Here is a 23,255-nt window from a genome sequence, read left to right as displayed (position 1 = left end):
CTTCGACCCTGCGGGTGGACGGGTCCGGAACCTCACATGACCGGTGGCGGTGAGCTTACTGAACAGCGGCCGAGCGGGAGGTTAACGGTTCAGGATGCGCCGCACCCGGCCGCCCACGGCCTGCCGCATCCGGACGTGCAACCGCACCTGCTGGAGGCTCTCCACCTCGCCGCGCAGCTCGTCGGCGTGGTCGCGCAACCACTGCAGCCGGCCCAGCAGGACGTCCTGGTCGGCGGCGGCGGCGGGCCGTACGGCCGGCGGGTAGGTGGTGGCGCGGACCTGCTCGTCGAAGCGGCTGGGGCTGTCGCCGTCGGCGAAGGCGTTCGGGAGGTCGTGCTTGGCGAGGAACGACAGCATCGCCGCGAATCGCGCCTTGTGCCCGTTGTTGAGGGCCGTGTAGTCCGCCTCCTCGTACAGGTCGGCCGCGTCGACGTCGGCCGGCACGTCCTTCATCACCCGGTGCGGGATCTCGAAGTACCGCGCCAGCTCCAGCGTGCGGGAGTCGTGCGCGAACAGGTAACCCGGCGTGCCGGCGATCAGCGCGGTGATGGTGCCGTGGATCCGGGTGCCGAAGTTGAAGTCGAAGCCCGACAGGTACTCCATCCAGGTGGACGGGTCCACGAACATCCGCACCTTGTCCTCGGTGAAGAGCGGGTGCGAGGTGTGGATCGGGATCTGGCTCGTCTTGCCCCGGTCCTCCGGCGCGTCGCCGTAGAGCAGGGTGCCGAGGGTCTTCAGGTCCTGCGGGATGTAGCGCAGGTTCGGGTACTTGCGGTGGTGGTTGCCCACCACCTTCGCCATCGACTTGACGTACGGCGAGATGGTCATCGCGATCCGGTCGTGCGGCTCCAGGAACGCCTTGCGCTTCTCCACCCGCAGGTTGTCCCCGTGCAGGAACATCGACGGGCAGCCGATCACGTCGACCGCCGAGAAGCCCAGGGAACGGAGGTAGTCCCCGGTGATCTCCCCCCGGACGCCGATGCTGTGCGACCGGTCGAGCACCGCCTTGACGAACGCCTTCACCGCGTCGTCGATCGGGCGCAGGTACTCCAGGTCGCCCTTGACGTTCGTCTGGGCGCCCACCCCGAGCACCACCACCGGGATCCGCAGCCGCTGGATGAGCCGGGTCAGGTTCCCCAGCCGCTCGGCGTAGCTGCGCCGGAAGGCGTTGGCCAGCGGTACGACGAACACGTCGTACCGCTCGTTGATCATGTCCGCCTCGCGGAGGTTCGCCCGGAACGCGGTCGGCTCGATCTGCGTGTTCCCGGCGCCCAGCAGCTTGTACGCCGCGTGGCTGAACACGAGATTGCCAGCGTTCTCCCCGATCCAGTTCTGCTCGAAGGTCTCCTCCGGCGAGTAGACGTCGAAGGGGCCCTTCTTGGCCCGCATCAGGATCCGCTGGTGCATCGGTCGCTCCAATTCTCGTCCGTCCGCGACGGCGCCTCGCTGCCGTCGGTGCGGGGCTCCTCGGAGGCGCGCCGCATCCATCACCTCCGAGCCCCGCGATATTAAGCCACCGGACATCCATGGCACACCGCGGCGTCAGAGTCGTACGACCGGCCGGCGGTCGTCATCCGCGCGGCGGATAGGGTGCCCCGAACGGGCGGCCCGGATCAGTGGCGCCGCCGGCGTGGCGGCCTCCGGGGCTCCGGGCGACGGCCGGGTCACGGGCGGCAGCCCGCGCAGCTCGAGGCGCCGCCGGGGGAGGAGAGGTACATGCTGGTGACGGTGGGGCAGGCGAGCACGACGGCGACGGCGACACCGTCCGCCGGAGGCGGCGCTCCAGCCGGTCGCCTACCCTCCCTCACCGGACTGCGCTGGATCGCGGCGTTGCTGGTCTTCGGGTTCCACGCCGGCACCATGCGGATCATCGCCGAGCCCGACTACCAGAGCGTGGTCAGCAAGGTCTTCAGCCTCGGACTGTCCGGAGTGGAGTTCTTCTTCATCCTCAGTGGCTTCGTGCTGGTCTGGTCGGCGCGGCCCGGGGAGCGGCGGCGGAACTTCTGGCGCCGCCGGTTCGCCAAGATCTGGCCGAACCACGCGGTGCTCTGGGCGCTGGCGCTGCTGGTGGCGCTCTGGTTCGCCGATCCGGTGCGGGTCGACGTCGCGGTGGAGAATCTCCTCCTGCTCCAGGCCTGGGACTTCCGGGGCGGCCACTTCTACAGCATGAACAACGTGAGCTGGTCGCTCTCCTGCGAGTTCTTCTTCTACCTCTGCCTACCGCTGGCGCTGCCGCTGGTCCGCCGGGCGCGGGCCGGGCTGCTCTGGGCGGTCGTCGTCGCGGTGCCGCTGCTGATCCTGGCGCTCTGGCCGGCTCAGTTGCTGGTGCCCGAGGAGTACCGCTGGTGGTTCACCCAGATCTTCCCGCTGACCCGGTCCCTGGAGTTCTGGATGGGGGTGGCCGCCGCCGAGCTGATGCTGCGCGGCCGGTGGCGCGGTCCACGGCTCCCCCTGGCCAGCCTCCTCTTCGTCGCCGTCTGGGTGGCCGCCGCCGGATGGATCCGCGCCGAGTTCTGGGCCGCGCTCCTGGCGGCCGCCTACCTCCTGGTCATCACCGCGGCGGCGGACGCCGACGTGCGCGGCCTCCGCTCGCCGTGGCGGTCCCGTCCGATGATCTGGCTCGGTGAGGTCTCCTTCGCCTTCTACCTCGTCCACGTCCTCGTCATGACGACCGTGCTGCGGCTGACCGGGGACTGGGGTGTCGGCCTGCCCGGGTGGTGGGGGCCGGCCGCCGTGCTCGGGTTCCTCCTGCTGAACCTGGTCCTGGCCGGGCTCCTGCACCGCTGGGTCGAGATGCCGATGATGCGCCGGCTCGGTCCACGCCGTGCCCGTCCGCCCGCGGCCCCCGCCGCCGCCCCCGCCCCCGCACGCTCCCGCTGACCGCGGGCCGAGCCGGCTCGACTCGCCTCGTCGAGCGGGCCGGACGGCCCCGCCGCCGCTCGGCTTCCCCGGCCCCGGGCGCCCCTCCGACTCGACGCCGAACCGCTCCTGAGCTGGGACGTCCACCCTGGTCGGTGCGGTCGGCGCGGCGTCGCGACACGCCCGGCTACCGTGCGACTCCGGTGGTGCGGGGGTAGCGTTGCCCCATGCCTTCCTTCGCGCTCACCGATCCCCTGTGGTGGGTGGCGCGTTGGGCCGCTCGGTTGCTGGCCAGCCTCGCGGTGGCCGGCGCGTTGACCGTCGGGTCGCTGGCGCCGTTCGGGGCTCCGCACGCGCAGGCCACCACCGAGTCGCCGTCGCTCACCGGCTCGTGGGCCTGCGACTGCGCTCCCACGTTCGTCGGCGCGCCCGACTCCCCGGTCGTCGCCGTCGCGCACGGCACCGTCGCACCGCAGAGCACCGCCGAGGCCGCCGGCCCGCCGGCCGCCGCACCGTCCGCGCCCGGTGTCACAGTCGAGCCGTTCGCCCTGGTCGCACCGGTGGCCGCCGCGGTCGCCGTCGCGGCCACCGAGGCGCACCCGCAGCGCAACGCGCTCCCGACCGTTCGAGCGCCCCGGGCCCCGCCCGGCGCCTGACCCGTCGGCGGGAGCAGGAAACCCTCCCGCCGCGCCCGCCGAACGCGTCAACCGCGCCCGCCCCGGCGCCCCGCGCGGCCGAGTCGGCCCCGCCCCGGGTGGCCGGGCGGCTTCCCAAATTCGCGTCTGCCTGCCCCGAGGTGTCGACATGGAGAAAACCGTCCTCTACCAGTTCCTCGTCGAGGTGCCGCAGGCCGCCGCCATCTGGTCGGCCCTGCTGGTGCTGGCCCTGATCGTGCTCACCGTGCTGGTCGCCCGCCCCGAACGCGACCGCCCCGAGGACGACCGGAGCGCCCCGACCGTGCCGTCCGACCGCGAGCTGGCCGCGGCCGAGGCGACAGACCTGCGCCGGTACGCCGAGGAGGTGGCGGTCGCCGCCGCGGGCGCGGCGCAGACCGCCCGACGGAGACGGGACGCGTGGTCGACCGCCCAGGCCGAGCTGGACCGGGCCTGGGCGGCGTACGACGAGGCCGACAGCGCCGCCCGCCGGTTCGCCGGCGCGGGCGCCCTGCCGACGCCCCGCACGCCCCACACCCCAGCGGAGTACGCGGCCCGGGAGCGGCACCTGCACCGGGCGGCCACGGCGGCGTACTGGCGGGGCGATCTCACCCTGCGCCAACTCGGCGACGTCTTCGGACACCGCGACGGCTGGGATCCCCGTCTGCACCCGGTCGAGCAGGAGGTGCGCCTGGCCCGGGTGGTCCGGGACGGCCGGCTGGCCGGATACCGGGCCGCTCAGGAGCGGGAGCGTCGCGCCTGGCGGGACGCCGAACTCGCCGCCGAGGCGGCCCGCGCGCTGGCCACCGAGGCGTACGCGGCGGCGGTCCGCGTCCGGCCGGGCCGGTCGACGGCGACCCGGCCGGCGAGCACCGCCCCCGCCCGCCTGGTGACCGCCCGTTGGCGCCCGGCGAGGGTCGGCTGACCGGGCCGCTCCCCGACCGACTCGTCTTCCTGGAAGATCGGGCGGCCCGGTCGTCCGGACCCCGCACCTCAGGGTGGGAGTTGATCGCCGTGCCGGCGGATGTCGGTCGAATTCCGCCGGCAACTCCGTGAGCCCGGTCACAGCGGCCCGGAAACGGTCAGCGGGTCCAGCCGGTTCGAATCATCCCGGCCCTTTGACAAGGTTGTCGTCGGCCCGTCCTGTTGCGCCCCCCGAACGCCGCCGTAACTGCCCGTCCCATTGAGTCCCGTCAGCGGCCAAACGCCCGGAAAAATTGTCAGACGGAACAGGTTTAAGCAGGTGGCGAAGGGTTGGCAGGCTCCTCGTCGACCAGTAGTGTCGGCCCGTCCGGTGCGGTACCCGATCGCAAGAGGCGACGCCGCGCCGACCCGCCTAATCGTTGTTCTTCACGAGCCGGGGACCCACATGTACGTCCGGGGTGAATCCGCGAGCCACGGCCCGCGGTAGGGCGATCTTCCCGCCCGAATCCGTCAGCTAACCCGGTAGGCGGTGCCGGAAGGAGTTCCATCCCTGTGGTGCACGAACCCACCCCTCGGCCGTCCCCGAACCTCCACGGCGCCCCGGTGCCCGCGCTCGCCCGCCTCGTAGCGGCGAGCTGATCCGGCACCCGCGTCACGCCGCCCGGTCCACCGGGCGATCCCCTGAGCGATCCACCAACCGCACGCGGACCAGGTCCGCGCGGTGACGCCTACCCGATTCCCGGTACGGCGGCCGGTCGCTCACCCCCCGAACCGTGGAGGAACCGTGAAGCACACCCTGAAGCGTCAGCTCCGTCGCCTGGCCGCCGCGCGGCCGTACCAGATCGCCGCCGCCTCGGCCGCGGCGCTGGTGCTGGCGACCACCACCGGCGCCCTGCTCAACGGCGCCGACGAGGCGCCCGCCGCGCAGCGCGCCTCCGCCGCGGTCGCGGCCGAACTGCGCAGCGACGCCGGCATCGCCTCGCTCAGCGAGCAGCAGCCCACCACACCGGCGGCCGACTCGCCCACGGCCAGCTCGCCCACCGCCGGCGCACCGGCGGCGAAGAAGGCCGCGAACCCCGACCTGACCCGCAAGCCGACCCCGCCGAAGCCGCCGTCGAGCAAGGTCCTCGACTACGACTACCAGGCGCAGACCACCTTCTACTACTGCGGGCCCGCCGCCACCCGCAACGCGCTCAGCGCCACCGGCATCGAGCGCGGCCAGGACGACCTCGCCACGCAGCTCGGCACCACCGAGATGGGCACCAACTCCGCCGAGGACACCACCCGGGTGCTGAACGCGGTGGTCAAGGGCAACCCGTACAAGACCACCATGTTCCCGACCGCGCCGCGTCCCGCCCAGATGGACCGGCTCCAGGCCGACATCGTCCGCGCCATCACCGACGGGCGCGGCGTGGTCGCGAACATCGTCGGCGACGCCGTCGACACCGACGGCGGCTGGCACTCCTTCGGCGGCGGGCACTACATCGCCGTCGTCGGCTACCGGGACCAGGGCCGCACCGTGAAGATCGCCGACTCGGCGAACCCGGCGGTGCCGTCGTACTGGATCACCACGATCGACCTGGCGAACTGGATCACCTCCCGCGGTTACTCCGCCTGACGATCGCGTTCACCTCGGGCGCCGGCACCTGATCAAGGGGCCGGCGCCCGTCGTCGTACCGGATCTCCACCCTCGCCCTGCCGACGCCGCGATGGCAGACTGCGTCCATGACCGACGCCGGTGCCCGTACGCCCGGCCGACCCGCGCTCCTGCTGCTGCACGGCATGGGCGCGACCGGCGAGGTGTGGCTGCCCTGGGCGGCCCTGCTGGAACGCCGGTGGGAGGGGCGCTGGCTGGCGCCGGACCTCGCCGGCCACGGCACCTCACCACCGCTGCCCGCCTACGACTTCGCCACGCTGGCCGAGCGGGTGGCCGAGGCGCTCGCACCGGACGACCGCCTGATCGTGCTGGGGCACTCGCTCGGCGGCGTGGTCGGCCTGACGCTCGCCGCGCGGGACGCCGGATTACCGGTCGCCGCTGTCGTCGGGCTCGGCATCAAGGCGGTCTGGTCCGGCGCCGAGTTGGCGAAGGCGCGGGAGCTGGCCGCCCGTCCGGTCGCCTGGTACGCCGACCGCGACGCCGCCGCCGAGCGCTACCTGCGGGTCTCCGGGCTGGCCGGACTGGTCGCCCCCGACGATCCGAGGGTGACGGCCGGGCTGCGCCAGGTGGATGGGCGCTGGCGACTGGCCATGGACCCCGCGGCGTTCGCGGTCGGCGAGCCGGACCTGTCGGCGCTGCTCGCCGCCACCGACGTGCCGATCCTGCTGGCGCGCGGCGAACACGACCCGTTGGTCACCGACGCGCAGCTCCGGCGCTACGGGGTTCCGGTCGCCACGCTTGCCGGGCTCGGCCACAACGCCCACGTCGAGGACCCGGAGGCGGTGCTGGCGCTCGTCGAGTCGTACCGCTGAGCGGCCGGCCTCAGGCGGTCGGCAGGGGTGCCGCCTCCGCTGCGGCCGGCCGGCCGACGCGCGGCGTCGGCGTCCGTCCGGCCGGCTCCAGCTCGCGCCGGGCGGCGGCGAGGAAGGCCTCGGCGTACGACTCGGCCGGGAAGTCGCCGAGGTAGCGTCGCCGGGTCTCCCAGCGCTGCGCGGAGAGCGGGTCGGTGTCGAGCAACCGGTCCAGCACCTCGTCCAGGTCGGCCATGTTCCGGCGCAGCACGTACCCGGCGGCCGCCAGCGGGAACCGCTCGGTGAACGCGTCGCCGTCGGCCCCCATGTCCGTCACCGCGAACGGCTTGCCGGAGTAGAGGTAGTCCGAGATGACTCCGGAGACGTCGGAGACCAGGGCGTCGGAGCGGTTAACGCACTCCACCAGGCTCAGGTCCCGGCTCGCGGCCGCGCCCCAGAGGTGCTGCCGGCCGGTCCGGGCCCGGTCGGCGGCGAGCAGCTCGGTCAGCCGGCCGAGCTGCCGGGCGGACGCCGGGTTCTGCGTGGTGTACGGGTGTGCGCGCAGGATGACCGTCGCGCCCCGGTCCAGCAGCCGCCGCAGCAGCGGCTCGGCCACCGGCAGCGAGCAGTAGTCGGCGTCCGCGTGGTGGCCGGTCCAGGTCGGGGTGTAGAGCACGGTGCGGGGGGTCAGCGCGGGCAGCCGCTCGGTGCGAACCTCGATCGACTCGACCTGCGGGCGGCCGACCACCACGAACTTCTCCGCCGGGATCTCCACGCCGACGCGCGCGTACCGCTCGATCGCGGCCTGCCCGGCCACGAAGATCCGGTCGAAGATCGCGGAGACCGGGTTGGCGCTCGGCGCCTTGTCGCTGTCGCCGTGGTGCAGCTGCACGTGGGTCAGCTGGGTGAACCGGATGAAGTGGCTGTTCTTGGCGCCGTGGTTGACGTAGAACGCCGCCTTCAGGCTCGGCACCAGCACCTCGTCCAGCGCCCGCAGGGTGGGGCAGTGGACCACCGGGGCGGTGGTGGCGGCGGCGACCGGCGCCAGGAACTCCGGCTCGCGGAGCACCACCAGGAACGGGCGGCCGATCCGCTCCAGGTACGGCAGCCACATGGTGACCTGGTACTCCGACCCGGGCGGTGCGGAGAAGTAGAGGATGAACTCCGGTTCGTATGCGCGCAGCGCCCGCGCCGTCGCCCCGCCCGACGCGGACGGCCGGAAGCGTCGCCGGGCCAGGTCCGCCCCGACCGCACCGGCGCCGGCGCCGACCAGCACGGCCGCCACCAGCGCCGTCAGCGCCGGCAGGGTCGCCGCGGCGGCCAGCGCCACCACGGCGAGCAGCCCGAGCAGCGCGTCGCCGAGGTGCGTGGCGACCAGCGGGGCCCAGGACCGCACCGGCAGGTTCGCGGTGCGGACCTCCAGGTCGCCGGCCTGCCGCAAGGGCCCGACCAGCAGCACCAGCCCGAGCAGGGCGAGCGCGGTGGCGGCCAGCGCCGGGTCGAACCCGTGGTCGAGCCGTCGTGCGTACGCGACCAGCACGGCCGCGGCGATCAACGTCGTCTCGGCGGCGGTGTCCGCGCCGGGACGGATCCGCCGCTCCACGGCCGCCGCCGCGAGGGCGGCGACCGCCAGCGCGAGGCCCCAGCCGGTCGCGCCGGTCAGCGCGGCGGTGAGGAAGGCCAGTACGGCCAGCCCGATGCTCAGGCATCGAGCGATCAGCTTGCGGAACAGGTCACCACGCATGTCGCTCCGTTCAACCGCCGTTCGCGGTCAGCAGACGTTCGACGTCAGCCGGCGGTCGCCGGGGTGGCGGTCGTGCCACCGTCGGAGGGCGCCGCCTGGGCCGGGACCGTCTGCGGCGCCTCGCCCTGCGGCCGGCGTACGTCGATGACCTGCCCGGTGAGTTCCGAGATCAGCACGTCCAGCGAGGCCTGGGCCACCGCCTCGGCCGAGAGCAGGGTGTGCTCCGGCTCCTCGCCGAAGGCCCGGGTACGCATCGGGGTGGCCGTCCGCTCCGGGTTGACGCAGTTGACCCGGACACCGACGTCCGCCCACTCGTCGGCCAGCGCCTGGGTGAGGTTGACCAGTGCGGCCTTGGTGGCCGAGTAGAGCGCGTAGCGCGCCCGACCCCGGGTGTACGAGCTGGAGGTGTAGAGCAGCAGCTGCCCCTTGGTCTGCTGGAGGTAGGGCAGGGCCAGGCGGGCGACGGTGACCGGCCCGACGAAGTTGACCTGGAGGACCCGGTCCATGGTCTCCTCGTCCATCTCGGCGAGGTTGCCCTTCTCCAGGACACCCGCGGTGACCACCACGTGGTCGATCCGCCCGGTCGCCTCGAACGCCGTCTTCAGCGCCGCCTCGACGTCCTCCGGCCGCTCGACGTGGGTCTCCGTGCTGCTCCGGCTGAACGCGAAGACCTGGGCGCCGTGCCGGCGGGCCAGCTCGGCCAGGTCGTGGCCGATGCCGTAGCTGCCGCCGAAGACGACCACGGTCCGCCCGGTCAGCTCCTCGCGGTAGCTGCGGTGGTCGGCGAGCCGGGGCACCCGCGCGGCGGCGAGCTGGAAGAGCTTGTCCGCGAGGTGGACGTCGACCGGGTGGGTGACCTTGATGTTCTCGTCCGAGCCGTCGATCACCTTGATCGGCGTGCCGGGCAGGTAGTGCAGCACCACGCCGCAGTCGTCGGTGGCGGCGAAGTGCGGGTCGCCCTCGGCCAGCCGGTACGCCTCCCGGATGGTGCCGGAGCGGAACGCCTGCGGGGTCTGGCCGCGGCGCAGGGAGGAGCGCACCGGGATGTCGGTGATGCACTCTTCCTCGTCCACCTGGATGATCGTGTCGGCCGACGGGATGGCCACGTCGACCGCCGAGTAGGTCCAGAGGGCGTTCACGCACTCGCGGACGATCCGGTGGCTGACCAGGGGCCGTACCGCGTCGTGGAAGAGGATGTTGCAGTCCCCCTCGCCGACCGCGTCGAGCGCGATGCGGGTGGTCTCGTTGCGGCTCTCGCCACCCTCGATCACCTTGCCGACCTTGCGGAAGCCGGCCTTGTCGACGATCTCCTGCGCCTCGCCGACGTGGCCGCTGGCCATCAGCACGATGATCTCGTCGATCTCCGGCGCGGACTCGAAGACGGCCAGGGTGTGCTCGATGATCGGCTTGCCGGCGATCTTCAGCAGCTGCTTGGGGATGCCGAGCCCGAGGCGGGTACCTGTCCCACCGGCGAGGATCACAGCCACTGTCCGCGAGGGGCGCCAGGGTGCCGGATTCTCCGGGGCGGCGTCCGGGCCAGTGGTGTGGTCCTGCGTCATTGCCGATCCTCACTTCCAGGCTTGCGTTAACGAGAAATTCCGCCCAGGCGGCGACGGGATGAACCTTAACGCGTCAACTTCGGCGCCCCAACGGCGGCGACGGGGCGGCCGCACCCGTGCAGGTGCGGCCGCCCCGTCGCCGGATCACTTGCCGTTGGCGAACGCCTCGTACGCCCGCACGACCTCGTCGGTGGGTCCGTCCATCCGGAGTACGCCTGATTCCAGCCAGATCGTCCGTTCACACGTGTCCCGGACCGAGGAGAGCTGGTGGCTGACCAGGAAGACGGTTCCGGCGCTCTCCCGCAGTTCGCGCACCCGCTGCTCGCTGCGCTTGCGGAAGCCCTTGTCGCCGGTGGCGAGCGCCTCGTCGATGAGCAGCACGTCGTGCTTCTTCGCCGCCGCGATCGAGAAGCGGAGCCGGGCCGCCATGCCCGAGGAGTAGGTGCGCATCGGCAGCGAGGCGAAGTCGCCGCGCTGGTTGATGCCGGAGAACTCGATGATCTCCGGGGTCTGCCGCTGCACCTCGGCGGGGGACATGCCCATCGCCAGGCAGCCCAGCACCACGTTCCGCTCGCCCGGGAGGTCGTTGAGCAGGGCCGCGTTCACCCCGAGCAGCGACGGCTGGCCCTGGGTGTAGATCCCGCCCCGGTTCACCGGCAGCAGGCCGGCGATGGCGCGCAGCAGGGTGGACTTGCCGGAGCCGTTGCTACCGATCAGGCCGATCGCCTCACCCCGGTACGCGGTGAAGCTGACTCCCTTGACCGCGTGCACCTCCCGGATGTTCGGCTCGGAGGTGCGGGTCATCATCCGGCGCAACGCGGCCACCGGGCTGCTGGCGCCGCTGGCCCCCTTGTGCACGCGGTAGATCACGTGCGCGTCGTCGACGACGACGGTGGGGATGCGTTCGCGGATCTGCGGGAGCGTGAGCGTCGCATCGTTCGACGCCTCGTTCAGCTCAGCCACGGCCGTACTCCTGTTCGCCGCGCCAGAAGTAGAGGTAACCCCCGACGCCCATCACGATCGCCCAGCCGGTGGCGACCAGCCACAGCTGGGGAAGGGACGAGTTGAGCACCGGCGCCTCCTCCAGCAGCGCGACCCGGGCCAGCTCGATGTAGACCAGCATCGGATTGAACTCGACCAGCTTGGTGGCCCAGCCGGGCAGGCTCTCCTCGAAGAGGACGACGCTGTAGAGCACGCCGGAGCCGTACATCCAGGCCCGCATGACGAACGGCATGACCTGCCGCAGGTCGGAGACCTTCGCGCCCATCCGGGCCACCGCCATGGTGAGACCGGCGTTGAAGATCGTCTGGAGCAGGACCGCCGGCACCAGGATCAGCCAGGCGAGGGTGATCGGCTCGCCGGTCACCAGCACGATCGCGAGCAGCACCACCAGCGAGCCGAGCAGCTGCTGGAACTGGGTGACCGTGATCGCGAGCGGCAGGCAGGCGCGGGGGAAGTGCAGCGCCCGGATCAGCCCGAGGTTGCCGCTGATGGCCTGCGTGCCGTTCTGTGCCGCGGTCTGGGTGAAGTTGAAGATGAACAGCCCGGTACAGAGGTACGCGATGAAGTTCGGAATGCTGTTCTGCTTCAGCACGATGCCGAAGATCAGGAAGTAGACCGCCGCGTTGGTCAGCGGGGTGAGGACCTGCCAGAGCTGCCCGAGTCGGGCGTTGCTGTACGACGCGACCAGCTTGGCGTTGGCGTAGGCGGCGATGAAGTGCCGGTAGTGCCAGAGCCGCCGGCTGTAGTCGGCCAGGGACGGCCGCTCGCCGGCAACCCGGAGTCCGTACCGGGCGGCCAGCTGTGCCTGGGTCAGGCCAGCGTCGGGATCGGCCAGCGCGGTGTTGGCCATGGGTGTGGCGCTCCGATCTTGGAGGTCGAGGTGTTGCGCGCTCGATGGTCTCAGACGTGGCCAGTGCGGGGGAGCGCCGCCTCGTCGCTGCGTGGACAGTAGTCCGAAAGACGTCGGGACGCAACCGTACCGTCGTTGCGCTAGGGTAGTGCCCGTGACGTGCGGAAAGAGTCCCAGGTGACGGACGGAAAACGGCGGGCTCCGGCCGGGGCGGCGGTGCTGCGGGACGACATCACCGCGGCCATCCGCCGTGCCCTGATGCAGGAGCTCGCCGCGGTGGGATATGGCCGCCTCTCGATCGAGGCGGTGGCGCGCCGGGCGGGCGTGAGCAAGACCGCGATCTACCGGCGGTGGGGCTCCAAGGTCGAGCTGGTGCTGGACATCGTGGCGGCCGCCGCGCACGGCAAGCTGCCCGCGCTGGACACCGGCAGCCTGCGCGGCGACCTCACGCTGCTCTTCCAGGTGGTGGCGCACGCGCTGCGGCACCCGCTCGCCTCGCAGATCATCCCCGACCTGCTCGCCGAGGCCGCGCGCAATCCGGCCATCGACGAGACCCTGCAGAAGGTGCTGCGGGCCCGGCAGCAGGAGGTCGGCGGGCACATGATCGAGCTGGCCGTGCGGCGGGGCGAGCTGCCCGCCGACACCGACCCGGAGGTGGCCGTCGACCTCATCGTCGGGCCGCTCTACTGGCGGCTCGCCATCGCCCGTAACCCGCTCTCCGACAGCTACCTGGAGACGCTGGTGGAGTCGGTGGCCGTCGGGCTCGGGGCCGGTGCGGCCGTGCCGAGGCCGCGACGGACGGCGCCGGCCGACCGCTGAGGCGCGGTCGCGGGGCGGTGGCAGGGCCATCGCGCGGTCTGCTGTGGACCGAGTGGGCCGGCGTCGGTCAGCGGACGGCGTCGACCGGAAGCCGGGAGACGATGTGCCGCGCGATCTCCAGGGAGCTGGTCGCTGCGGGGGAGGGCGCGTTGAGCACGTGCACCTGGCGGTCGGCCTCGACGATGAGGAAGTCGTCCACCAGCCCGCCGTCGGGCCGGATCGCCTGGGCGCGGACGCCCGCCCCGGCCCGGACGATGTCCGTGGCGGTCAACTCCGGCACCAGCCGCGCCAGGCTGGCCGCGAAGCGCTTCTTCGACAGCGACCGGGCCACCTCGGTCAGGCCGTACCGGTAGTGCCGCCGGCCCAGCGCCCACAGCCCGCGGAAGCTGAGTTCGTCCCAGACGTCGCGGGGGCTGACCCGGCTCCACGAGTAACCCTCGCGGGCGGTGGCCAGCACCGCGTTCGGCCCGGCGTGCACGCTGCCGTCGATCATCTTGGTCAGGTGGACGCCGAGGAAGGGGAACTGCGGGTCCGGCACCGGGTAGATCAGGCCGCGCACCAGGTCGCGTCGCTGCGGGATCAGCTCGTAGTACTCGCCGCGGAACGGCACGATCCGCACCGGCGTCGGTACGCCCGCCAGCCGCGAGATCCGGTCGGCGTGCAGACCGGCGCAGTTGATCAGCACGTCGGCGACGAACTCGCCCGCGGTGGTGCTGACCACGACGCTCTCCGGGCGGGTCACCACCCCGGTCACCTCGGTGCCGGTCCGCAGGTCCGCCCCGCCCGCGGTGAGCAGCTCGGCGAGCTTGCGGCAGACCGCGCCGAAGTCGACGATGCCGGTCGAGGAGACGTGCAGCGCCGCGACGGCGGCCACGTGCGGCTCGTACTCGGCCGCCTCGGCCCCCTCGATCAGACGTGCCGGCAGGCCGTTGGCGAGCGCCCGCTGGTGCAGGTCGTGCAGCCGGGGCAGTTCCTCGGTGTCGGTGGCGACGATCAGCTTCCCGCAGATGTCGTACGCCAGCCCGTGCTCGCGGCAGAACTCGACCATGGAGGCGCTGCCGGCCTTGCAGAGCGTGGCCTTCAGGCTGCCGGGCTTGTAGTAGACGCCGGCGTGGATGACGCCGGAGTTGTGGCCGGTCTGGTGGGCCGCCCAGCCGGCCTCCTTCTCGAGCACGGTGACCTGGTCACCCGGCCGGTCGATCATCAGCCGGTGCGCCACGGCGAGCCCGACGATACCGCCGCCCACCACCACAAACCTGGTCATTTCGTCTCCCCTGCCCGATGCCGGGACCGATGGTAACCAAGCGCGCCGCGCCCGACCGAGGCACCACTGCAGAGGTTGCCCTAGACTGCTGCGGGTCCATCTCTGGGGGAGTCACATGTCTGAGGTCATCGCGCTCGGTCAGCCCACCGTCGGGGAGCCGGAACTGGCCGCCATCGCCGAGGTCTTCGCCTCCGGCTGGCTCGCCGGCGGCGGTCCGACCGCTCGTCGTTTCGAGGAGCGCTTCGCCGCCGCCGTCGGCACCCGGCACGCCCTCGCCACCAGCAGCTGCGGTTCGGCGCTGCACCTGGCGCTGCTCACCCTCGGCGTGAAGCCCGGCGACGAGGTGGTCGTCGCCGACTACACCTTCCCGGCCACCGGCCACTCGGTGATGTGGGCCGGCGCGACCCCGGTCTTCGCCGACGTCCGGCCCGACACCTGGACCGTCGACCCGGCGGCCGTCGAGGCCGCGATCACCCCGCGCACGGTAGGCATCATCGCCGTGGACGCCTTCGGGCAGCCCGCCGACTACGACGAGCTGCGCGCCGTCGCCGACAAGCACGGCCTGTTCCTGGTGGAGGACGCCGCCTGCTCGGCCGGCGCCACCTACAAGGGTCGCCCGGCGGGCAGCCTCGCCGACGTGGCCACGTTCAGCTTCCACGGCCGCAAGGGCATCACGGCGGGTGAGGGCGGGGCGTACGTCACCGACCGTGAGGACCTCGCCACGCACGCGCGCAAGCTGCACACGTACGGTGTCGAGGGGGCGCTCACCCGCGCCGAGCTGTCGAACCTGCCGATCCCGACCTTCACCGAGCTGGGCTACAACTACCGGCTCTCCGACATCTCGGCCGCCATCATGCTGGCCCAGCTCGACCGGCTGCCCGACCTGCTCGCCACCAAGCGCCGCGTCGCCGCCCGCTACGGTGAGCTGCTCAAGGACCACGAGCTCATCACCACGCCGTACGAGGCGCCCGACCGCGAGCACCCCTGGCAGTCGTACGTCGTGACGCTCGCGCCCTCGGTCGACCGGGGGACGGTCGCCATGGCGCTGCGCCAGCGCGGCGTGCAGTGCACCTTCGGCACGTACGCCTCGCACCTCCAGCCGCTCTACGGCGAGACCGCGCCGTGCCCGGTCTCGGCGGACCTCTTCGCCCGCCACCTGGCCATCCCGATGCACGCCAACCTCACCGACGCGCAGGTCGAGACCGTGGCCACCACGCTCATCGACGTCGTCAACACCACGGCCACCGGCCGCTGATCCCCCAAGGAAGGACAGGCTCCGCCATGTCGAAGCAGACCGTCTTCATCACCGGAGGCGCCGGTTTCATCGGCCTGCACGTGGTGCCGATGCTGTTGGAGAAGGGCTACCGGGTCCGCATCTTCGACAACATGTTCCGCGGTGACCGGGACCGGATCAACGAACTCGTCGCCACCGGCGACGTCGAGCTGATCGACCAGGACGTCCGTTACGGCGGCGCGGTCCACGCGGCCATGAAGGGCTGCGACTACGTCATCCACCTCGCCGCGGTCTCGATCAACAAGAGCCAGGCCGACCCGTACGAGTCGATCGACATCAACATGGTCGGCAACCACAACGTCTTCGCCGCCGCCGCCGACCACGGTGTCAAGCGGCTGGTCTTCGCCTCGTCGGCCTCGGTCTACGGCGACCCGCAGAAGCTGCCGATGCACGAGGACGACCGGCTCGACCCGCTCACCCCGTACTGCATCTCGAAGCGCGCCGGTGAGGACCTGCTCGGCTTCTACCAGCGCAGCAAGGGCCTGAACTGGATCGCCCTGCGCTTCTTCAACGTGTACGGCCCGGGCCAGAAGCCGACCGCCTACTACACCTCGGTCATCAACCACTTCGTGAAGCGGTTGAAGAACGGCGAGCCGCCGGTCATCGACGGCAAGGGCGAGCAGTCGATGGACTTCATCCACGTCCACGACATCGCGCGTTCGGTCGTCATGGCGATGGAGGCCGAGCAGGGCAACGTGCCGGTCAACATCGGCACCGGCCTCGACACCTCGATCGCCAGCCTGGCCGAGATCCTGATCAACGCCGTCGGCGTCGACGTCCAGCCGCAGTTCAACCCGCGTGAGGTGCTGGTCAGCCGCCGCGCCGCCGACATCACCCGGGCTCGTGAGGTGCTCGGCTGGGAGCCGACCATCGCGGTCGAGGACGGGATGACCGACCTGATCAAGACCGAGGTGGCGTGACCCGGCGTTACCCGCCTGACAGCCCGTACTGACCTTGACGGCGGGCGCCGGCATCACCGGAGATCCGCCGTCGCAAGGCCGCTGGGCGAGCGGTTCCGCTTGCCGCGGTCACGGCCGTCGCGTCACCGGCGCCACGTCCGTCCCGGCCGGCACGGCGACAGTCCCTGGTGGGTCGTTCCACCGGGGACTGTTGTCGCCGTGCACGGTTGGGGCCGTGCGGTTGCCGGGGCGGTCAGGTTCCACCGCCGGTGCCGGCTGAGGTAGCGTGGGCCCGCTCGCCTCCCGACAACTCTCCTGGCCCGGCGTACTATCCACCGATGGGCCGGACCCCCCCGACCCTTCGCCGACCTCGACAGGAGTACCGCTGTGCGGATCGCGGTCGTCAACAACTTCTTTCCGCCCCGTCCCGGCGGGAGTTCGCACCTGGCAGCTGCGTTGGCGGAGCGTTATGTCGCCGCAGGCCACGAGGTGTTGGTGCTAACCGCGGCGTATCCCGGTGCTCCCGCCGAGGAGGAGCGTCACGGCTACAAGGTCGTGCGGCTGCCGGCGATGCCGATGCCGAAGCTCGGCCTCTCCATCGACTTCGACATGGCGTTCGCCCTGGCCCGGCCGGGCAACATGCGCCGGGTCCGGCGGCTGTTGGACGAGTTTGGGCCCGACGTCATCCACCAGCACGGTCAGTTCTTCGATCTGAGCTGGATCTCCGGCTGGTACGCGCGCCGACGCAAGCTGCCCGTGCTGCTCTCCATCCACACCCGGCTGGAGAGCCCCGATCCGAAGTACGCCGCGCTCTTCAAGGTGCTGGACCGGTGCCTGGTCAAGCCGATCATCACGCGGTTCCACCCGCGATACGTGATCATGGATGAGCTGGCCGCCAGCTACTGTGCGCAGCGTTACGGTGCGACCACGGTGGATTACGAGTACATCCCAGTCGCGGTCGAACCGTCACGATTCGCCGTCGAGTCGACACTCGACATCCGCTCGCGACACGGTGTCGGCGACGCTCCTCTGATCGTGTCCCTCGGCCACGTGATCCCGTTGCGGGACCGCCTCGCCCTGGTCGAGGCGCTGCCGACGATCCTCGGCAAGCACCCCGAGACCAAGGTGATGGTCATCGGCCGGGTCTACTACGACGCCTTCGCCAAGCGGGCTGCCGAACTCGGCGTCAGCGAGGCCATCATCACCACGGGCGTCGTCCCCTCGACCGAGGTGCCCGCGTACTTCGCCGCGGCCGACGTCGTCGCGCACGATCTGCAGGGCGGTGGATTCGGCACGGCGAGCCTGGAGGCGATGGCGTCCGGCCGGGCGACCATCGGCACGGTCACCGAGACCAATTTCCCTGCGGTCCAGCTCCGCAACTGGGAGAACTTCGTGCTGGTTCCGCCGAACGATCCGAGCGGGCTCGCTGACGCGGTGATCCGGCTGCTGGACGATCCAGAGGAGCGGGAAATCATCGCCAAGCGGCAGCGGGACCTGGTCTACGGCCACTTCACCCTCGACGTGGTGACCCGCCAGCACCTGGACGCCTTCGAGCGCATGACGGGGCGAGTCTGAACATGTTCCTCGACGACGAGCGCAGCAACCGGCTGCGCCCCGCCATCCTGAACGATCTCGTCGGTAACCTGCTCAACGACGTCGAGCGGGCGCGCTACCTGGGTCTTCCGGAGACCACTCGGATCCGTGAACGTACGAAGATCGTCAGCCCGGAGAACCTCGTCATGGGCGAGCACTGCTGGGTCGGTGAGAACACGGTTCTGGACGCCAGCGGTGGGCTGGAGATCGGTGACCACACCAGCATCGGGTTGAACTGCCTGGTCTTCACCCACTCCAGCTGGCTGGCGAACATGATGCTGGAGAACCATTCGGGCAGCGATCTGATCGAGCGCAAGCCGGTCAAGATCGGCAAGGGTTGCTTCATCGGTGGCAACAGCGTGATCATGATGGGAGTCACGATCGGTGACTGCGCCACGATCAGCCCCCTGTCGGTGGTGACCAAGGACGTTCCCGCCTACAGTTTGGTCTCGGGCAATCCGGCCCGCGTCTTCCAGCGCTACGACCAGGAATACCTCCGCGGCGAAGCGGACCGGGTACGAGCCGAGAACGCAGCCCGCAGAGCCCGCGCTGAGGCGCGGGGAGAGACTCAGGTGTGGGGCGCACCCGCCGCCAGCCGCGACGATCAGTGACGCCCGTCACCACGAGCCACCGAGAACGACGGAGATACTCGACCATGACCCTGAACGACCGCCTGCGTGCCGTCTTCGTGGACGCGCTGGAGCTGCCCGAGGGCACGGATGTGGAGAACCTCAACTACCGCGGGATCGAGCAGTGGGACTCCCTGGGACACATGACCCTGGTCGCCGCGATCGAGGACGAGTTCGACGTCCAGCTGGAGACCGACCAGGTCATCGACATGAGCAGCTTCAAGGTTGCGCTCGACATGCTTCGGGGCCTCTCCGTCGATGAGTGAGCTGACCGGCCGCGTCGCGCTGGTCACGGGCGGGACCCGGGGCATCGGTCTGGCGACCGCCCGGGCACTCACCGACGCCGGCGCGACCGTGGTCATCACCGGTCGGGACGCGGCCAATGCCGCGACCGTGGCCAAGGAGTTCGGCGGGTACGGCCTGGGTCTCGACGTCGCGGACTTCGACGCGGTCGGCGCGGCGGTCAAGCGGGTCACCACCGAGCACGGTGGGCTCGACATTCTGGTCGCCAACGCCGGGATCATGGAGAACGGCCTGCTCGGCATGCTGCGCGGCGAGGACGTTCGCCGCACCCTGGACGTCAACGTCTCGGGTGCCGTCGCCGCGGTGCAGGCGGCCGGTCGGGCGATGGCGCGTCGCCGGAAGGCGTCCGACGGCAGCGAGCGTCGGGGCGGCTCGATCGTGCTGCTGGCGTCGGTCGTCGGCATCTACGGCGCGGCCGGCCAGTCCGTGTACGCGGCCTCGAAGGCGGCGGTCGCGGCGCTGGCCCGCTCCGCAGCGCGGGAACTGGGCGGTCGGGGTGTCCGGGTGAACGCGGTGGCCCCCGGGGTCATCCGTACCGACCTCACCGCCGGCCTCCCGGCGGAGGTGCTCGACAACCAGGCGGGCGCCGCCGCGCTCGGCCGCCTCGGTGACGCCGACGAGGTCGCCGACGTGATCCGGTTCCTCGCCGGGGATGGCGCACGGTACGTCACCGGGCAGGTGCTCGGCGTCGACGGGGGACTTGTCGCATGAATCTCATCGCACCATCGGCGCGGCTCATCGACGCCGCCACCGGTGAGATCCTCGCCGGAGCGGAGCTCAGCGCCGCGGTCGACCGCACGGCCGAGGCGTACGCGGCCCTGCCGCCGGGCGTCGTCTTCGCCCGCGCCGGCACGTCGGTGCCGACTGTGCTGCGGTACGCCGGTGCGCTGCGCGCTGGACGGGCGGTCGCCCTGCTGGACCCGGCGCTCGACCCCGCCGTGCTCGCCGATTTCATCGGTCGGTTCGAACCGGCGGTGGTCGTCGGCCTGGCAGAAGGCGGCGCGGGCGCGGACTCGGGCGAGCGACCGAAGTCCTACCAGCAGGTGGACGACGAAGTCCTCGGGCCGGTGTGGCGCCGGGAGGTCCCGCCGGCCGACGAGCCGCACCCGGAGCTGGCCGTGCTGCTGGCGACCTCAGGTTCGACCGGTGATCCGAAGTTCGTCCGGCTCTCCAGCTCCGCGGTGTCGTCGAACGCCGCGGCCATCGCCGAGGCGTTGGCGATCGGCCCGGACGAGATCGCGCCGACCAGCCTGCCGCTGTATTACAGCTTCGGCATGTCCGTGCTCAACAGCCATCTCGCGGCCGGCGCCACCGTGCTGGTGGTCGACGGCGGTGTGCTGGCCCGGGAGTTCTGGCAGGCGGTGCAGACGTACGGCGCGACGTCGCTGGCCGGCGTCCCCTACAACTACGAGATGCTGCACCGCATCCGCTGGTCACCCGCGAAGTATCCGTCGATCCGTACCCTCACGCAGGCCGGCGGCAAGCTGCGCGACGAGATGATCCTCGCCTTCCACGAGAAGATCAGTGCGGCCGGTGGCCGGTTCCACGTCATGTGGGGCTGCACGGAGGCCGGCCCGCGAATGAGCACGCTGCCCGCGGACGCGCTGCCGGCCCGGGTGGGCTCGGTCGGGCCCGCGCTGGCCGGTGGGTCCTTCAGCGTGGTGAACGCCGAGGGCGCCGAGACGGCAGCCCCGGGCGTGATCGGGGAGCTGGTGTACCGCGGTCCGAACGTGATGATGGGGTACGCCGAGAACTCCGCCGACCTGACTCGGGGTGACGACCAGGGCGGGGTGCTGCGCACCGGTGACCTCGGCCACCTCGACGAGGACGGGTTCGTCTGGCTGCGTGGTCGGATCAAGCGGTTCGGCAAGATCTTCGGTATCCGGGTCAACCTGCACGACATCGAGGAGATGCTGCGTGACCAGGGGCCGGTGGTCGCGGTGTCCGGTCCGGACAAGGTCGTCGTCTTCGTCGAGGGCATCGACGAAAATGCCGCCCGCGACCTCGCCGGACGGCTCGCCGAGCGGCTCAAGCTGCACCGGTCCGGATTCGACGTCCGGACCATCGAGCGGTTGCCGCAACTGCCCAACGGCAAGATTGATTACCGCTCCCTGGAGGCGCAGGTATGACCCTGTTCACCCTCGACCAGGCCACTCGTGAAGCGCGGCTGCTGCCGGAGCTGGTCGAGCTCACCGAGCATCACCGGGCCAACAGTCCGGAGTACGCGCGGCTGCTCGCCTCGCTCGGCCATCATCCCGGACGGCGTTACGAGCGGATCGCGGATCTGCCCTGGCTGCCGGTACGGCTGTTCAAGCACCACGTGCTCAAGAGCATCACCGACGACGAGGTGTTCAAGGTGCTCACCTCGTCCGGTACGACCGGCGACGTGAGCCGCATCTACCTCGACAAGGAGGCGGCCGGGCTGCAGCAGAAGATGCTGTCCGCGACGCTCAGCCCGGTGATCGGGCCGCGCCGGCTGCCGATGCTGCTGGTTGACACCCGGGCACTGTTCAAGGACCGTCGGTCGTTCTCGGCCCGCGGCGCCGGAGTGCTCGGCCTGATGAACTTCGGCCGCGATCACACGTTCGTGCTCGACGAGAACGACCGGCCCGACCTGGAGGCGGTGCGCGCCTTCCTCGACAAGCACGGTGACCAGCCGTTCCTCATCTTCGGCTTCACCTTCATGACCTGGCTCTACCTCTACGAGCTGGCACGGGAGAACAAGCTCGACCTGAGCAACGGCATTCTGATCCACAGTGGTGGGTGGAAGAAGCTGACGGACCGGGCTGTCGACAACGACGAGTTCCGGCGCCGTTTTGCCGAGGAGACCGGGCTGCGGCGGATCCACAATTTCTACGGCATGGTCGAGCAGATCGGACTGACGTTCCTGGAGGGGACGGACGGCGGAGGGCTGTACTGCCCGGACTTCTCCGACATCATCATCCGCGACCCCCGCACCTGGGAGGAGGTGCCGGTCGGCACGCCGGGCGTCGTCCAGGTGGTCAGCACCCTGCCGCGGTCGTACCCCGGGCACCTGCTGCTCACCGAGGACCAGGGCGTGGTGCACGGCGTCGACGACGGCGTCTGGCCGGGTAAGCGCTTCTCGATCCTGGGACGCCTGCCGCGGGCGGAGGCCCGTGGCTGCAGCGACACCTTTGCGGAGGCGGCATGAGCAAGGTCATCGAGAGGTTCCCCGCCGGCGGTGCGATCGACGTCGACGACCTGCTGGCGGCTCTGCGGAACACCCCGGCGGGCGGGCCGCTCACCGTCGGTGACGATCGGGTGGTGGAGTTCCTCGTCGCGTTCGCGCGGCGGCTGCTCCGTCCGGCCGTCGCCCGGCGCTACCCCGAACTGGGCTCACTCGGCTTCTTCCTGCGTCGCGCGGAGATCAACAAGCTGTTGGCCCGAGTGGCCGACGAGCCGGGACAGCTGCGCTTTCCCCGAGGCACGGTCTTCCACGTGCCGCCCGCGAACGTGGACACCATCTTCGTCTACTCGTGGGCGCTCTCCGCTCTGGCCGGCAACGCCAACGTGGTTCGAATCTCGTCCCGCTCGGCAGGTGCGGCGGACGCCGTTCTCGACGCCCTGAACGACACCCTGGCCGAGGCGGACGAAGCGGTTCGGCAGACTCAGCGGATGGTGACGTACGGGCGTGACGACGTCGTCACAGGAGCGCTCTCCGCCGCGGCCGACCTCCGGGTCATCTGGGGCGGGGACCGCTCGGTGAACGAGATCCGACGGCACCCGCTCGCTCCGCACGCCCGCGACGTGACCTTCCCGGACCGTTCGTCGTTCACCGTTCTCAGCAGCGCCGGTTGGTTGGGCGCCGACGAGCGGGAGCGGGACGCGGCGGCTCTCGGGCTCTACAACGACTCGTACTGGTTCGACCAGGCGGCGTGCTCCTCACCGCGCACCCTGTACTGGGTCGGCGACGCGGCGGACACCGAGGCGGCCCGGACCGACCTGTTGGCCCGCTTGCGCGCGGTGCTGGACGGCAAGCGGCCGGAGGTCGACGCGGCGATGGCGGTGGAGAAGCGGGTCGCCACGTACGGACTGGCCGTCGACGGCACCGCGACTGCCATCCGCTTCGACGGCAACGAGTTGGCGACGGTGGAGCTCGCCGATCCGGCGGACATCCCGCGACGCTGGCTCGGCGTCGGCACCTTCCCGCAGGCGCGGGTCGACACGCTGGCCGAGCTCGCCCCGCTCGTGGTTCGCCGCGACCAGACCGTCACCCACTTCGGGTTCAAGGCCGAAGAACTAGTCGATTTCGCCCGGACTGTGGCCGGTCGCGGTGTGGACCGGATCGTCCCGATCGGTGATGCGCTCAGCTTCGCCGCCACCTGGGACGGATACGACCTGATGCGGGAGTTCACCCGCATCACCAGCATCATCGCCCGCTGACCCGCCCGTAC

At 71.4% G+C, this 23,255-nt stretch carries 21 protein-coding genes and 1 riboswitch; of the genes, 15 read left to right on the top strand and 6 right to left on the bottom strand.

Going from position 1 to position 23,255, the window contains the following annotated elements:
* Positions 1 to 81 precede the first annotated feature (81 nt).
* Complete coding sequence (locus tag D7044_RS04580) at positions 82 to 1,407, bottom strand: polysaccharide pyruvyl transferase family protein (protein WP_120688067.1); 1,326 nt, start codon at positions 1,405 to 1,407, stop codon at positions 82 to 84.
* A 309-nt stretch (positions 1,408 to 1,716) separates the two neighbouring features.
* Between D7044_RS04580 and D7044_RS04575 the strand changes: the two genes are divergently transcribed.
* The 5 genes from D7044_RS04575 (at position 1,717) to D7044_RS04555 (ending at position 6,905) form a co-directional block, all read left to right on the top strand.
* Complete coding sequence (locus D7044_RS04575; RefSeq protein ID WP_120688066.1) at positions 1,717 to 2,880, top strand: acyltransferase family protein; 1,164 nt, start codon at positions 1,717 to 1,719, stop codon at positions 2,878 to 2,880.
* A gap of 206 nt (positions 2,881 to 3,086) precedes the next feature.
* Positions 3,087 to 3,515 carry a hypothetical protein gene (locus D7044_RS04570; protein WP_147434578.1) on the top strand — a complete coding sequence of 143 codons (429 nt, stop codon included), beginning with the start codon at positions 3,087 to 3,089 and terminating at the stop codon, positions 3,513 to 3,515.
* Between the two features lie 148 nt (positions 3,516 to 3,663).
* On the top strand, positions 3,664 to 4,437 hold the full coding sequence (locus D7044_RS04565; RefSeq protein ID WP_120688064.1) for a hypothetical protein: 774 nt from the start codon (positions 3,664 to 3,666) through the stop codon (positions 4,435 to 4,437).
* Positions 4,438 to 4,835: 398 nt separating this feature from the next.
* Positions 4,836 to 4,980, top strand: a riboswitch (cyclic di-AMP (ydaO/yuaA leader).
* 240 nt (positions 4,981 to 5,220) lie between these two features.
* Positions 5,221 to 6,054, top strand: coding sequence for a C39 family peptidase (locus tag D7044_RS04560; protein ID WP_120682540.1), 834 nt, complete (start codon positions 5,221 to 5,223; stop codon positions 6,052 to 6,054).
* A 107-nt stretch (positions 6,055 to 6,161) separates the two neighbouring features.
* Positions 6,162 to 6,905 (top strand): alpha/beta fold hydrolase, encoded by a 744-nt coding sequence (locus D7044_RS04555; RefSeq protein WP_120688063.1) that lies wholly within the window; start codon positions 6,162 to 6,164, stop codon positions 6,903 to 6,905.
* 10 nt (positions 6,906 to 6,915) lie between these two features.
* Here the strand turns inward: D7044_RS04555 and D7044_RS04550 are convergent, their stop codons facing one another.
* The 4 genes from D7044_RS04550 to D7044_RS04535 all read right to left on the bottom strand — a co-directional run bounded on the left by D7044_RS04550 (position 6,916) and on the right by D7044_RS04535 (position 12,039).
* Positions 6,916 to 8,628 carry a CDP-glycerol glycerophosphotransferase family protein gene (locus tag D7044_RS04550; RefSeq protein ID WP_120688062.1) on the bottom strand — a complete coding sequence of 571 codons (1,713 nt, stop codon included), beginning with the start codon at positions 8,626 to 8,628 and terminating at the stop codon, positions 6,916 to 6,918.
* Positions 8,629 to 8,672: 44 nt separating this feature from the next.
* Complete coding sequence (locus tag D7044_RS04545; RefSeq protein ID WP_120688061.1) at positions 8,673 to 10,187, bottom strand: bifunctional cytidylyltransferase/SDR family oxidoreductase; 1,515 nt, start codon at positions 10,185 to 10,187, stop codon at positions 8,673 to 8,675.
* A 144-nt stretch (positions 10,188 to 10,331) separates the two neighbouring features.
* Complete coding sequence (locus D7044_RS04540) at positions 10,332 to 11,141, bottom strand: ABC transporter ATP-binding protein (RefSeq protein WP_120682796.1); 810 nt, start codon at positions 11,139 to 11,141, stop codon at positions 10,332 to 10,334.
* 1 nt (position 11,142) lies between these two features.
* Complete coding sequence (locus tag D7044_RS04535) at positions 11,143 to 12,039, bottom strand: ABC transporter permease (protein ID WP_120688060.1); 897 nt, start codon at positions 12,037 to 12,039, stop codon at positions 11,143 to 11,145.
* 216 nt (positions 12,040 to 12,255) lie between these two features.
* Between D7044_RS04535 and D7044_RS04530 the strand changes: the two genes are divergently transcribed.
* A complete protein-coding gene (locus D7044_RS04530; RefSeq protein ID WP_120688223.1) occupies positions 12,256 to 12,858 on the top strand; it encodes a TetR/AcrR family transcriptional regulator in 603 nt (200 codons plus the stop codon).
* A gap of 67 nt (positions 12,859 to 12,925) precedes the next feature.
* Here the strand turns inward: D7044_RS04530 and lhgO are convergent, their stop codons facing one another.
* Positions 12,926 to 14,122 (bottom strand): L-2-hydroxyglutarate oxidase, encoded by a 1,197-nt coding sequence (gene lhgO, locus D7044_RS04525; protein ID WP_120688059.1) that lies wholly within the window; start codon positions 14,120 to 14,122, stop codon positions 12,926 to 12,928.
* A gap of 115 nt (positions 14,123 to 14,237) precedes the next feature.
* Here lhgO and D7044_RS04520 point away from each other — a divergent pair, with 115 nt between their 5' ends.
* The 9 genes from D7044_RS04520 (at position 14,238) to D7044_RS04480 (ending at position 23,244) form a co-directional block, all read left to right on the top strand.
* A complete protein-coding gene (locus D7044_RS04520; protein WP_120688058.1) occupies positions 14,238 to 15,377 on the top strand; it encodes a DegT/DnrJ/EryC1/StrS family aminotransferase in 1,140 nt (379 codons plus the stop codon).
* Positions 15,378 to 15,403: 26 nt separating this feature from the next.
* Positions 15,404 to 16,336, top strand: a complete 933-nt coding sequence (locus D7044_RS04515) for an NAD-dependent epimerase/dehydratase family protein (protein WP_120682526.1) — start codon at positions 15,404 to 15,406, stop codon at positions 16,334 to 16,336.
* A 366-nt stretch (positions 16,337 to 16,702) separates the two neighbouring features.
* On the top strand, positions 16,703 to 17,890 hold the full coding sequence (locus D7044_RS04510; protein WP_120682524.1) for a glycosyltransferase family 4 protein: 1,188 nt from the start codon (positions 16,703 to 16,705) through the stop codon (positions 17,888 to 17,890).
* A gap of 2 nt (positions 17,891 to 17,892) precedes the next feature.
* Positions 17,893 to 18,519: an acyltransferase gene (locus tag D7044_RS04505; RefSeq protein ID WP_120688057.1), complete on the top strand. Its 627-nt coding sequence runs from the start codon at positions 17,893 to 17,895 to the stop codon at positions 18,517 to 18,519.
* A gap of 44 nt (positions 18,520 to 18,563) precedes the next feature.
* Entirely contained in the window at positions 18,564 to 18,803 is a 240-nt protein-coding gene (locus D7044_RS04500) for an acyl carrier protein (protein ID WP_120682520.1), read from the top strand.
* On the top strand, positions 18,796 to 19,551 hold the full coding sequence (locus D7044_RS04495; RefSeq protein ID WP_120688056.1) for an SDR family NAD(P)-dependent oxidoreductase: 756 nt from the start codon (positions 18,796 to 18,798) through the stop codon (positions 19,549 to 19,551). The genes D7044_RS04500 and D7044_RS04495 overlap by 8 nt, the downstream gene beginning before the upstream one ends.
* The gene (locus D7044_RS04490; RefSeq protein ID WP_120688055.1) at positions 19,548 to 20,969 is read left to right on the top strand and encodes an AMP-binding protein; all 1,422 of its coding nucleotides are present in this window, start codon (positions 19,548 to 19,550) and stop codon (positions 20,967 to 20,969) included. The genes D7044_RS04495 and D7044_RS04490 overlap by 4 nt, the downstream gene beginning before the upstream one ends.
* Positions 20,966 to 22,012 (top strand): LuxE/PaaK family acyltransferase, encoded by a 1,047-nt coding sequence (locus tag D7044_RS04485; protein ID WP_120682514.1) that lies wholly within the window; start codon positions 20,966 to 20,968, stop codon positions 22,010 to 22,012. Before D7044_RS04490 ends, D7044_RS04485 begins: the two co-directional genes overlap by 4 nt.
* A complete protein-coding gene (locus D7044_RS04480) occupies positions 22,009 to 23,244 on the top strand; it encodes an acyl-CoA reductase (RefSeq protein WP_120688054.1) in 1,236 nt (411 codons plus the stop codon). The genes D7044_RS04485 and D7044_RS04480 overlap by 4 nt, the downstream gene beginning before the upstream one ends.
* Positions 23,245 to 23,255 lie beyond the last annotated feature (11 nt).

Source organism: Micromonospora musae, assembly GCF_003626635.1.
Lineage (GTDB): Bacteria > Actinomycetota > Actinomycetes > Mycobacteriales > Micromonosporaceae > Micromonospora > Micromonospora musae.
Note: the sequence above shows the minus strand (reverse complement) of the source record. Positions and strands in the feature narration are given on the sequence as shown.

Bases quoted from the DNA above. Each gene is read 5' to 3' on its own strand.
- D7044_RS04580 (WP_120688067.1), bottom strand. From the start codon at position 1,407: ATGCACCAGCGGATCCTGATGCGGGCCAAGAAGGGCCCCTTCGACGTC.
- D7044_RS04575 (WP_120688066.1), top strand. From the start codon at position 1,717: ATGCTGGTGACGGTGGGGCAGGCGAGCACGACGGCGACGGCGACACCG.
- D7044_RS04570 (WP_147434578.1), top strand. From the start codon at position 3,087: ATGCCTTCCTTCGCGCTCACCGATCCCCTGTGGTGGGTGGCGCGTTGG.
- D7044_RS04565 (WP_120688064.1), top strand. From the start codon at position 3,664: ATGGAGAAAACCGTCCTCTACCAGTTCCTCGTCGAGGTGCCGCAGGCC.
- D7044_RS04555 (WP_120688063.1), top strand. From the start codon at position 6,162: ATGACCGACGCCGGTGCCCGTACGCCCGGCCGACCCGCGCTCCTGCTG.
- D7044_RS04550 (WP_120688062.1), bottom strand. From the start codon at position 8,628: ATGCGTGGTGACCTGTTCCGCAAGCTGATCGCTCGATGCCTGAGCATC.
- D7044_RS04545 (WP_120688061.1), bottom strand. From the start codon at position 10,187: ATGACGCAGGACCACACCACTGGCCCGGACGCCGCCCCGGAGAATCCG.
- D7044_RS04535 (WP_120688060.1), bottom strand. From the start codon at position 12,039: ATGGCCAACACCGCGCTGGCCGATCCCGACGCTGGCCTGACCCAGGCA.
- lhgO (WP_120688059.1), bottom strand. From the start codon at position 14,122: ATGACCAGGTTTGTGGTGGTGGGCGGCGGTATCGTCGGGCTCGCCGTG.
- D7044_RS04520 (WP_120688058.1), top strand. From the start codon at position 14,238: ATGTCTGAGGTCATCGCGCTCGGTCAGCCCACCGTCGGGGAGCCGGAA.
- D7044_RS04515 (WP_120682526.1), top strand. From the start codon at position 15,404: ATGTCGAAGCAGACCGTCTTCATCACCGGAGGCGCCGGTTTCATCGGC.
- D7044_RS04505 (WP_120688057.1), top strand. From the start codon at position 17,893: ATGTTCCTCGACGACGAGCGCAGCAACCGGCTGCGCCCCGCCATCCTG.
- D7044_RS04500 (WP_120682520.1), top strand. From the start codon at position 18,564: ATGACCCTGAACGACCGCCTGCGTGCCGTCTTCGTGGACGCGCTGGAG.
- D7044_RS04495 (WP_120688056.1), top strand. From the start codon at position 18,796: ATGAGTGAGCTGACCGGCCGCGTCGCGCTGGTCACGGGCGGGACCCGG.
- D7044_RS04490 (WP_120688055.1), top strand. From the start codon at position 19,548: ATGAATCTCATCGCACCATCGGCGCGGCTCATCGACGCCGCCACCGGT.
- D7044_RS04485 (WP_120682514.1), top strand. From the start codon at position 20,966: ATGACCCTGTTCACCCTCGACCAGGCCACTCGTGAAGCGCGGCTGCTG.
- D7044_RS04480 (WP_120688054.1), top strand. From the start codon at position 22,009: ATGAGCAAGGTCATCGAGAGGTTCCCCGCCGGCGGTGCGATCGACGTC.